We start from the raw sequence: 9,932 nt of genomic DNA, 5'->3' as shown, positions 1-9,932 counted from the left end.
AGTTGTCCCTCCTTTACAAAAGATGATAAGTAACAAAGTGTTTAATGTTTGTACAACACAACAAAACAACACTGTATATTTATACGTAACACTTTTTAAAAGTGAAAAAGCGGTTCAAATACGAAATAGAGTTTTCGACAAAAAAACGCATTGTGGAAAACCACTTATGCACATGTGTTTATACATGTCCACAAGTTATTCACAAATTGTGGATAAATAATAATTGTGGAAAACTTGTCCAAGGTGAAAACACAACTATAATATCAAAAAAAGATAGCAATAGCAATGTATTTCAAAAAGTTATCCACAAAATCAATACCTTGTGGAATAAACTTGTCCACAATACGATATACTGTGTAAAAACAAAAAATGGTTTGTGGATATAAAAAAGTGGCGAAAAAAATTATCCACAACCGATGAAAGATACTGTGAACAACATTGTGAATAGGTAAAAAATGAATATTTTATTAAAATCTCGAGAGGCATTGACATTCTCCTACCAAATTAACTATAATTTATAGGACTGTCTTTAACAGTTATTCCTCAGGGAGGTGTCATATAATGAAAAGAACTTACCAACCAAATAAACGTAAGCGTAGCAAAGTACATGGTTTCCGTAGCCGTATGAGCACAGCGAACGGACGTAAAGTTTTAGCAGCTCGTCGTCGTAAAGGTAGAAAAGTATTATCTGCGTAGGCCACTGATCGTTCAGTGGTCTTTTTTTCTAGTAATTATGAATTTTCCGCTGGCGAAATACAGGAGTGTTCAATTGATATGAAGAAAAAGAATCGTGTAAAGAAGAATGAGGAATTTCAAGCTGTTTTTCAAAATGGAAAATCAAATGCCAATCGTCAATTTGTTGTATATCAGTTAGAAAAACCAAATCAACCATATTTTCGAATTGGTCTTTCCGTTAGTAAAAAACTAGGGAATGCGGTCATGCGTAATCGTATTAAACGTATGATTCGTCAAGCTTTTACAGAATTAAAAGATGAGATAGATTCTGGAAAAGATTTTGTTATAATAGCAAGGAAGCCTTGTTCAGAGATGAACTATGAACAATTAAAGAAAAGTTTAATTCATGCTCTGCAGCGCTCAGGAGTAAAACAGGCAAAAAATGGCGAAATAAGAGGAAAATGAATTACACTATATACATACCGAAACAAGGAGGAGCAGGCTGTGAAAAAAAAGATAAGCCTACTAGTCATGGTTATTGCTGTCACGGCAATTTCTGCTGGCTGTAATCAAACAAATCAGCCGATTACACCGGAAAGTACAGGAATTTGGAATGAATATTTCGTATATCCACTTTCTCAGTTAATCACGTTTTTTGCAAAATTATTTGGCAATAACTATGGTTTAGCGATTGTTGTTACAACCCTTATCATTCGTTTTGCATTGCTACCATTAATGATTAAGCAAACAAAGAGTACAAAAGCAATGCAATTATTGCAACCTGAAATGGCAAAATTAAAAGAGAAATATAGTTCTAAAGATCAAGCGACTCAACAAAAATTGCAACAAGAAATGATGCAATTGTATCAAAAATATGGTGTAAATCCATTAGCAGGATGTTTACCAATATTTATTCAAATGCCAATTTTATTTGCATTTTATCATGCGATTATAAGAACAGCAGAAATTAAACAACATACTTTTTTATGGTTTGACTTAGGTCATCCTGATCCATATTACATTCTGCCAATTCTTGCGGCAATTACAACGTTTATTCAACAAAAGTTGTCAATGGCTGGTACTGCTGGGCAAAATCCACAAATGACAATGATGTTATGGCTTATGCCTATCATGATTTTAGTTTTCGCAATTAACTTCCCAGCTGCATTATCTCTTTACTGGGTAGTAGGTAACATCTTTGGTATTGCACAAACATATTTGATCAAAGGGCCGGATCTTAAGGCTAGTAAGGCAGGAGGATCAAGTAAGTGAGTATGATTACTGCTAAAGGACAGACAGTCGAACAGGCAGTGCAATCCGCATTAGAACAATTACAAGTATCAAGCGATAAAGTGGAGATTCGCATCATTGATGAAGGTAAAAAAGCTTTTCTCGGTTTCATTGGAGGGCGTCCTGCTATTGTAGAGGTTATTGTAAAAAAAGATCCTGTAGAAGAAGCGGAACTTTACTTGAAAAGTATCATAAAAGAAATGGATGTTGATGTAACTATTGGAAAAGAGGTAAAAGGACGTGAAATTCATTTTACACTTTCCGGTAGTGAGGTTGGTGCGTTAATTGGAAAAAGAGGGCACATACTAAATTCTTTACAATATGTAACGAAGCTTGTTGCGAATCGTAGCACGAAACAATATATCGGTGTAACAATCGATGCTGAAAATTATCGTGATAAACGAAAAGATACACTAGAGTCACTTGCACTTCGGTTAGCAAAGCAAGTTAGCAATACGAAAAAAAGAATTGTGTTAGAACCAATGCCTTCTTTTGAAAGAAAAGTTATACATCAAGCACTTGCGAGTCATCCATATGTGATTACGACATCTGAAGGGAAAGAACCACATCGACATGTTGTCGTATCTCCAAAATAAAGTGAAACTTCCATCCTGAGGGATGTATCCTAAATGGTTGGCTAGTTGAACGAATTAGGTTTTTATGGGCAGCCTATCTGCTTTGAATTTCTTAGAAGATTGAGGTGGGAGTTTTACTGTCCTTTAGAGCGGGATAAACCGGTAACTCATTTGAGTGCCGGTTTTTTACTGGATAAAATATGAAGATAGGAATTTTTCTGTGGATAAATAAAACGCACTAAACTTATACACGGTGGATAAGTTTAGTGCGTTTTATGAGGGGACATAATAAAATAAGTTATTATTCTTTTTTACACAGTTTCGTTATGGTATCCTAATAATTTAGTGAAGGAAAAAATCGTGTTGAAATAGAGAGAAATAAGTAAGTGAGGTGAAAGAACATGGAATTTGATACAATTGCTGCAATTTCCACAGCTCTTGGAGAAGGTGCAATTGCCATTGTTCGAGTAAGTGGAGATGATGCGGTAGAGAAGGTAAATCGCATTTTTAAAGGGAAAGATTTAACGACAGTTCCATCTCATACAATTCAGTATGGGCATATTGTGGATTTAGATACAAATAAAGTTATTGAAGAAGTTATGGTTTCAATTATGCGGGCACCAAAGACATTTACGCGTGAAGATATCGTTGAGGTAAATTGTCATGGTGGCCTTGTTTCTGTAAATAAAGTATTACAACTTATTTTATCGCAAGGTGTTCGCTTGGCAGAGCCAGGGGAGTTTACAAAGCGTGCTTTTTTAAATGGACGTATCGATTTATCGCAAGCAGAAGCGGTTATGGATTTAATTCGTGCGAAAACAGATCGTGCAATGAATGTTGCGATTAACCAAATGGAAGGTCGTTTATCAAAATTAATTGGTCGTCTGCGTCAAGAAATTTTGGAAACATTAGCTCATGTAGAAGTGAACATTGACTACCCGGAATATGATGATGTAGAAGAGATGACGCACGGAGTTTTGATTGAGAAGGCGGAATACGTTCAATCAGAAATTGGGAAGTTATTGCAAACTTCAAAGCAAGGAAAGATTTTGCGTGAAGGAATTGCAACGGCTATTATTGGAAGGCCGAATGTTGGAAAGTCATCTTTATTAAATAGTCTTGTACAAGAAAAGAAAGCGATTGTAACGGATATAGCAGGAACGACTCGAGATGTTATTGAAGAATACGTGAACGTACGCGGTGTACCGCTTAAACTGATTGATACAGCTGGAATTCGTGAAACAGAGGATATTGTAGAACAAATCGGTGTAGAGCGTTCAAAAGAGATGATGAATAAAGCAGATTTAGTTCTTCTAGTTGTAAACTATAGCGAAGTGTTAACAAACGAAGATGAAGAATTATTCCGAGCGGTGCAAGGAAAAGATTTTATTGTTATTGTAAATAAAACAGATTTACCGCAGCAAATTGACATGGAACGCGTTACACAATTAGCTGGTTCAGCTCGTGTTATTACAACAGCTTTAATCGAAGAAAAAGGTGTAGATGAGCTAGAGCAGGCAATTGCTGATCTCTTTTTTGAAGGGGCAATTGAAGCGGCAGATATGACATATGTATCGAATGCGCGTCACATTGGTTTATTAGCACAAGCAGAAAAGACAATTGGTGATGCAATCGAGGCTATTCATAGCGGAGTACCAATTGATATGGTGCAAATTGATTTAACAAGAACGTGGGAAATACTCGGTGAAATTACGGGAGACACTGTACATGAAAGTTTAATTGATCAGTTATTCTCTCAATTTTGTTTAGGAAAGTAATCGTAAGGAGGAATGGAAAATGGGATACAACGCTGGTTTTTATGATGTTATTGTAATCGGTGCGGGTCATGCGGGGTGTGAGGCTGGTTTAGCGGCAGCTCGTATGGGAGCAAAAACATTAATGTTAACAATTAACTTAGATATGGTTGCGTTTATGCCGTGTAACCCTTCGGTTGGTGGACCTGCAAAGGGAATTGTTGTTCGCGAAATTGATGCACTCGGCGGTGAAATGGGAAGAAACATTGATAAAACACATATTCAAATGCGTATGTTAAACACAGGAAAAGGTCCAGCCGTACGTGCGCTTCGTGCTCAAGCAGATAAATTTGCGTATCAACATGAATTGAAAAAAACAATTGAAGAAACACCAAATTTAACACTGCGTCAAGCTATGGTTGAGCGCTTAATTGTAGAAGACAGCGTATGTAAAGGTGTTGTTACACAAACAGGAGCGGAATATACAGCGAAAACAGTTGTTATTACAACAGGTACGTTTTTACGCGGTGAAATTATTGTTGGAGATTTAAAATATTCAAGTGGACCAAATAATCAACAACCATCTGTGAGATTATCAGAGCATCTAGAAGAACTTGGATTTGAACTTGTGCGCTTTAAAACAGGTACGCCTCCGCGTGTAAATAGTAGTACAATTGATTATAGCAAAACAGAAATTCAACCAGGTGATGATACACCACGTGCATTCTCTTTCGAAACAACGAAGTTCATCATGGATCAAATTCCATGTTGGTTAACATATACAAGTGAAGAAACGCATCGTTTAATTGATGGAAATTTACATCGTTCTGCCATGTATTCTGGCATGATTAAAGGAACAGGACCAAGATATTGTCCTTCAATTGAAGATAAGGTTGTCCGATTCCACGATAAACCACGTCATCAAATCTTCTTAGAGCCGGAAGGACGAAATACACAAGAAGTATACGTACAAGGCTTATCAACAAGTCTACCAGAAGATGTACAACGTGAGATGTTAAAGACCATTCCTGGCTTAGAAAATGTAGAAATGATGCGTACAGGATATGCAATTGAATATGACGCGATTGTACCAACACAGTTGTGGCCAACACTTGAAACAAAAAAAATAGAAAATTTATATACAGCAGGACAAATTAATGGAACATCTGGTTATGAGGAAGCTGCAGGTCAAGGATTAATGGCGGGTATTAATGCAGCCTGTCGTTCGTTAGATAAAAAAGAAGTGATTTTAAATCGTTCAGATGCATATATTGGCGTTTTAATCGATGATTTAGTAACAAAAGGTACAAATGAGCCATACCGTCTATTAACATCCCGTGCAGAATACCGTTTATTATTACGTCATGACAACGCAGACCTGCGTTTAACAGAAATTGGCCATGAAATTGGTTTAATTCCAGAAAAGCGTTATGAACGTTTTACAGTAAAGAAAGAGCAAATTGAAAAAGAAAAAGAACGTTTAGCAAGTATTATTATTAAGCCACGTCCTGAAGTACAAGAGCTAATTCGCGAAGTTGGCGGAAGTGAACTAAAGGATGGTATACGTGCGAGTGATTTATTACGTCGCCCAGAAATGACATATGAGCATATTCATCTTCTTGCTCCAAGTGAAGAAGAGATTAGTGATGAAGTGGCAGAGCAAGTTGAGATTCAGCTTAAATATGAAGGATATATTGAAAAATCCTTACAACAAGTAGATCGTATGAAGCGTATGGAAAGCAAAAAGATTCCGGTTGACATTGATTACGATGCGATTTCTGGAATAGCTTCTGAAGCACGTCAAAAATTAAAAGATGTCCGTCCGCTATCTATGGGGCAAGCATCTCGTATTTCCGGGGTAAATCCAGCTGATATTTCCATTTTACTTGTGTATATAGAACAAGGAAAAATTGCACGAGTATCGAACCAATAAATAGTTAGGAGATATAGCGAGATGAATATAGAACAATTTCAATCTATGCTAGTAGAAAGAGGTATTACTCTTTCTGCTAGGCAGTTAGAGCAATTTGAAATCTATTTTGAGACGTTAGTTGAGTGGAACGAAAAAATGAACTTAACAGCAATTACGGAGAAGGAAGAAGTGTATTTAAAGCACTTTTTTGATTCCATAACAGCTGCTTTCTATCATGATTTTTCAAAGCCATTTTCTGTTTGTGATGTTGGTGCAGGAGCGGGGTTTCCTAGCATTCCTTTAAAAATCTGTTTTCCAAATTTAAAAGTCACAATTGTCGATTCCTTACAAAAACGTATTACATTTTTAAATCATTTAGCAACAAAATTAGAATTAACTGACGTAGCGTTTTGTCATGATCGTGCTGAAACATTTGGAAAAAAAGAAGGCGTACGTGAATCTTTTGATATTGTAATGGCACGTGCGGTTGCTCGTCTCTCTGTTTTAAGTGAATTGTGTTTACCGCTTGTGAAAGTCGGGGGAACATTTATTGCAATGAAAGGTTCCGCCGCAAACGAAGAAATTGAGAATGGCAAGTATGCTCTGCAAGTGCTTGGTGGCGAATTGAAAGGAATTGCTACGTTCCAATTACCATTTGAGGAAAGTGAACGTAACATCTTATCAATTGAGAAAAAGAGAAAAACACCAAATAAATATCCGCGTAAGCCAGGGACACCGAATAAATTACCTATTGAAAAATAAATCTTATTAGACGTAAGATTAAGTTATATAAAGTGAAACTTCTATCAGTAAGTTTATTTTATTTATCATCACTGATGGTTAGTTGAACGATTCGGGCTTTTTACAGGCAGTTATCCACCACCTTCTTTTTGGATCCTCATAATATTGAGGCGGGGGCTTACTGCCCGTTAGAGCGAAATAAAGACGTAAATGTTTCACATGGAACATTTTTGTATAGAGTATTCAATAGGATTCAAAGGTGGTGGAATATGTATGAGAAACACGTTTTCTCGTTTATTTGGCTTTGGAGAGAAAGAGGCTGAATTAGCACTACAAGAAGAAAGCCATGAAGAGATAAAGCAAATTTCGTTATCAAAAATTGTTCCAAATCGCTATCAGCCACGTACAATTTTTGATGATGCTCGTATTGAAGAGCTTGCTCTTACAATTCATACGCATGGATTAATTCAACCGATTGTTGTTCGCCAGTATGAAGAAGAGAAATATGAGATTATTGCTGGTGAAAGACGTTTTCGGGCTGCAACAAAATTAGGATGGGAAACTGTCCCAGCTATTGTTAAAAATTTGAATGATACTGAGACCGCTTCTGTTGCCCTAATTGAAAATTTGCAGCGAGAAGAACTTACGGCAATCGAAGAGGCTGTTGCTTATCAAAAGCTAATTGAATTACATAATTTAACGCAAGAAGCACTAGCGCAGCGACTAGGTAAAGGGCAATCTACAATTGCAAACAAACTAAGATTATTAAAGTTGCCAGAAGATGTTAAACAAGCATTATTAGAGAAGAGTATTACAGAACGCCATGCTCGTGCCCTTATTCCGCTTAAAAATGAAGAGCTTCAATTAAAGGTTTTACAAGAAATTATTGAAAAGCAATTTAATGTGAAGCAAACAGAAGATCGAATTGCTAAATTGTTAGAAGAAACGAAGCCGAAACGAAAAGCAAAGCAAAAAGCAGTAAGTCGCGATATGCGTATTGCAATGAATACAATTCGTCAATCTTTACAAATGGTTACGAATAGTGGCTTGAATGTGAATTCGGAAGAAGAAGAATTTGATGAATACTATCAAATTACAATTAAAATTCCTAAAAAAAAATAAGAGAATAGAAAGACCTCAACCGTTGGTAGAGGTCTTTTTGCTTTATCACGCATTAATAGCTAGTAAGACCTCGGTGATGGAGGTTTCACTTTATTAGTACTATATTTTCTTTTAAAATTAAGAAGGAGTTTGTAAATAAATTTTGAAGTTTAATATAAACAAAAGAAACATGATTGTTTCATGTTAAAATAAAAACAATCATTTGTAGAATAAGACAGAAAGGTTGAAAGTAGGTGACATCATGGGGAAAATCATTGCCATTGCTAATCAAAAAGGTGGGGTTGGAAAAACAACGACATCGGTAAATTTAGGAGCTGGATTGGCACAAGTAGGAAAAAAAGTACTTCTTGTTGATATTGATGCACAAGGGAATGCAACGACAGGAGTCGGAATTGAAAAATCAGATTTAAATGAATGTATTTATAATGTGCTTGTAGAAGATACGGATGTTCGTGGGGTTATACAGAGAACAGCAACTGAAAATCTAGATGTGCTTCCTGCTACTATTCAGCTAGCGGGAGCTGAAATAGAACTTGTACCGACAATTTCCCGGGAAGTTCGCCTGCAGCGTGCGCTGCAGCCAATTCGTGATGAGTATGATTATATTATTATTGATTGTCCCCCATCTTTAGGTTTATTAACCATTAACGCATTAACTGCTGCAGATTCTGTTATTATTCCTGTTCAATGTGAGTATTACGCCTTAGAGGGGTTAAGTCAATTATTGAATACAGTTCGCCTTGTACAAAAGCATTTAAATAAAAATTTAGCAATTCAAGGTGTTTTACTAACAATGTTGGATGCTCGTACAAACTTAGGATTACAAGTAATTGATGAAGTGAAGAAATATTTCCGCGATAAAGTATATAGTTCGATTATTCCGCGTAATGTACGTTTAAGTGAAGCGCCGAGTCATGGTAAACCAATTATGATGTATGATGCTAAGTCGAGGGGGGCGGAAGTGTATTTAGATTTAGCGAAGGAAGTGATTGCAGGTGGCTAAAGGACTAGGAAGAGGAATTAATGCGTTTTTTCCAGATTTGGATGTGAAAGAGGAAGAAACAATTCAAGAATTGCAAGTAAACGAATTACGTCCTAACCCATATCAGCCGCGTAAATATTTTCAAAAGGAAGCAATTCAAGAGTTAGCATTATCCATTAAAGAACATGGGATTTTACAACCGCTTATCGTTCGAAAAAGTATTAAAGGATACGAAATTGTTGCAGGAGAACGGAGATTTCGTGCTGCAAAAGAGGCAAATCTCGAAACAGTTCCTGTTGTTGTTCGAGATTTAAACGAGCAACAAATGATGGAGCTTGCGCTACTAGAAAATTTACAACGTGAAGATTTAACGCCTATTGAGGAGGCGTTAGCATATCAAATGCTGATGGAACAACTTAAGGTAACACAAGAACAGTTAGCAAAGCGGCTTGGAAAAAGCAGGCCACATATTGCAAACCACATTCGCTTACTGTCTCTCCCATCTTTTGTACAAGAGATGATTTCAAATGGAACGATTTCTATGGGACATGGACGAACATTACTTGCTTTAAAAGATAAAACACAAATTAATAGCTTATTACAACGAATTGAAAAAGAAGGATTAAATGTCCGTCAGTTGGAGCAAATTATTCAGCAGATGAATGAAGATGTTTCACGTGAAACAAAGAAACAAAAACCAGCAAGGAATATTTTTTTTGAGGAGCAAGAAACCGTATTACGAGAGCGATTTGGAACTGCTGTGAAAATTAAAGAAACGAATCAAGAAAAAGGAAAAATTGAAATTCAATTTTTCAATAAAGGTGATTTACAACGTATTTTAGAACTTTTAGCAGGAGAACAGTAAAAAATAAACCATCTTG

At 36.2% G+C, this 9,932-nt stretch carries 11 protein-coding genes; all 11 read left to right on the top strand.

Translation table 11 applies throughout. From position 1 onward, the window contains the following. A partial coding sequence (locus NKR74_RS23825) for a hypothetical protein (RefSeq protein ID WP_253631056.1) occupies window positions 1–220 on the top strand: 220 nt, incomplete at its 5' end. A gap of 341 nt (window positions 221–561) precedes the next feature. Beyond that, on the top strand, window positions 562–696 hold the full coding sequence (gene rpmH, locus NKR74_RS23820; RefSeq protein ID WP_000831901.1) for a 50S ribosomal protein L34: 135 nt from the start codon (window positions 562–564) through the stop codon (window positions 694–696). Between the two features lie 78 nt (window positions 697–774). After that, window positions 775–1,140 carry a ribonuclease P protein component gene (gene rnpA, locus NKR74_RS23815; protein ID WP_253631055.1) on the top strand — a complete coding sequence of 122 codons (366 nt, stop codon included), beginning with the start codon at window positions 775–777 and terminating at the stop codon, window positions 1,138–1,140. A 39-nt stretch (window positions 1,141–1,179) separates the two neighbouring features. Then, on the top strand, window positions 1,180–1,947 hold the full coding sequence (gene spoIIIJ, locus NKR74_RS23810) for a YidC family membrane integrase SpoIIIJ (RefSeq protein ID WP_098310155.1): 768 nt from the start codon (window positions 1,180–1,182) through the stop codon (window positions 1,945–1,947). Next, complete coding sequence (gene jag / locus NKR74_RS23805; protein WP_253631054.1) at window positions 1,944–2,561, top strand: RNA-binding cell elongation regulator Jag/EloR; 618 nt, start codon at window positions 1,944–1,946, stop codon at window positions 2,559–2,561. Before spoIIIJ ends, jag begins: the two co-directional genes overlap by 4 nt. Before the next feature lie 380 nt (window positions 2,562–2,941). Next, on the top strand, window positions 2,942–4,318 hold the full coding sequence (mnmE, locus tag NKR74_RS23800; RefSeq protein WP_253631053.1) for a tRNA uridine-5-carboxymethylaminomethyl(34) synthesis GTPase MnmE: 1,377 nt from the start codon (window positions 2,942–2,944) through the stop codon (window positions 4,316–4,318). A gap of 19 nt (window positions 4,319–4,337) precedes the next feature. Continuing rightward, entirely contained in the window at window positions 4,338–6,227 is a 1,890-nt protein-coding gene (mnmG, locus tag NKR74_RS23795; protein WP_253631052.1) for a tRNA uridine-5-carboxymethylaminomethyl(34) synthesis enzyme MnmG, read from the top strand. Between the two features lie 21 nt (window positions 6,228–6,248). Beyond that, window positions 6,249–6,968, top strand: coding sequence for a 16S rRNA (guanine(527)-N(7))-methyltransferase RsmG (rsmG, locus tag NKR74_RS23790; RefSeq protein ID WP_230575655.1), 720 nt, complete (start codon window positions 6,249–6,251; stop codon window positions 6,966–6,968). Window positions 6,969–7,220: 252 nt separating this feature from the next. Continuing rightward, window positions 7,221–8,069 (top strand): nucleoid occlusion protein, encoded by an 849-nt coding sequence (gene noc, locus NKR74_RS23785; RefSeq protein ID WP_253631051.1) that lies wholly within the window; start codon window positions 7,221–7,223, stop codon window positions 8,067–8,069. Between the two features lie 241 nt (window positions 8,070–8,310). Further along, window positions 8,311–9,072 (top strand): sporulation initiation inhibitor protein Soj, encoded by a 762-nt coding sequence (gene soj / locus NKR74_RS23780; protein ID WP_253631050.1) that lies wholly within the window; start codon window positions 8,311–8,313, stop codon window positions 9,070–9,072. Beyond that, window positions 9,065–9,916 (top strand): ParB/RepB/Spo0J family partition protein, encoded by an 852-nt coding sequence (locus tag NKR74_RS23775; RefSeq protein WP_253631049.1) that lies wholly within the window; start codon window positions 9,065–9,067, stop codon window positions 9,914–9,916. The genes soj and NKR74_RS23775 overlap by 8 nt, the downstream gene beginning before the upstream one ends. Window positions 9,917–9,932 lie beyond the last annotated feature (16 nt).

The sequence above is a fragment of the Bacillus sp. 3103sda1 genome (assembly GCF_024159135.1).
Lineage (GTDB): Bacteria > Bacillota > Bacilli > Bacillales > Bacillaceae_G > Bacillus_A > Bacillus_A rhizoplanae.
Note: the sequence above shows the minus strand (reverse complement) of the source record. Positions and strands in the feature narration are given on the sequence as shown.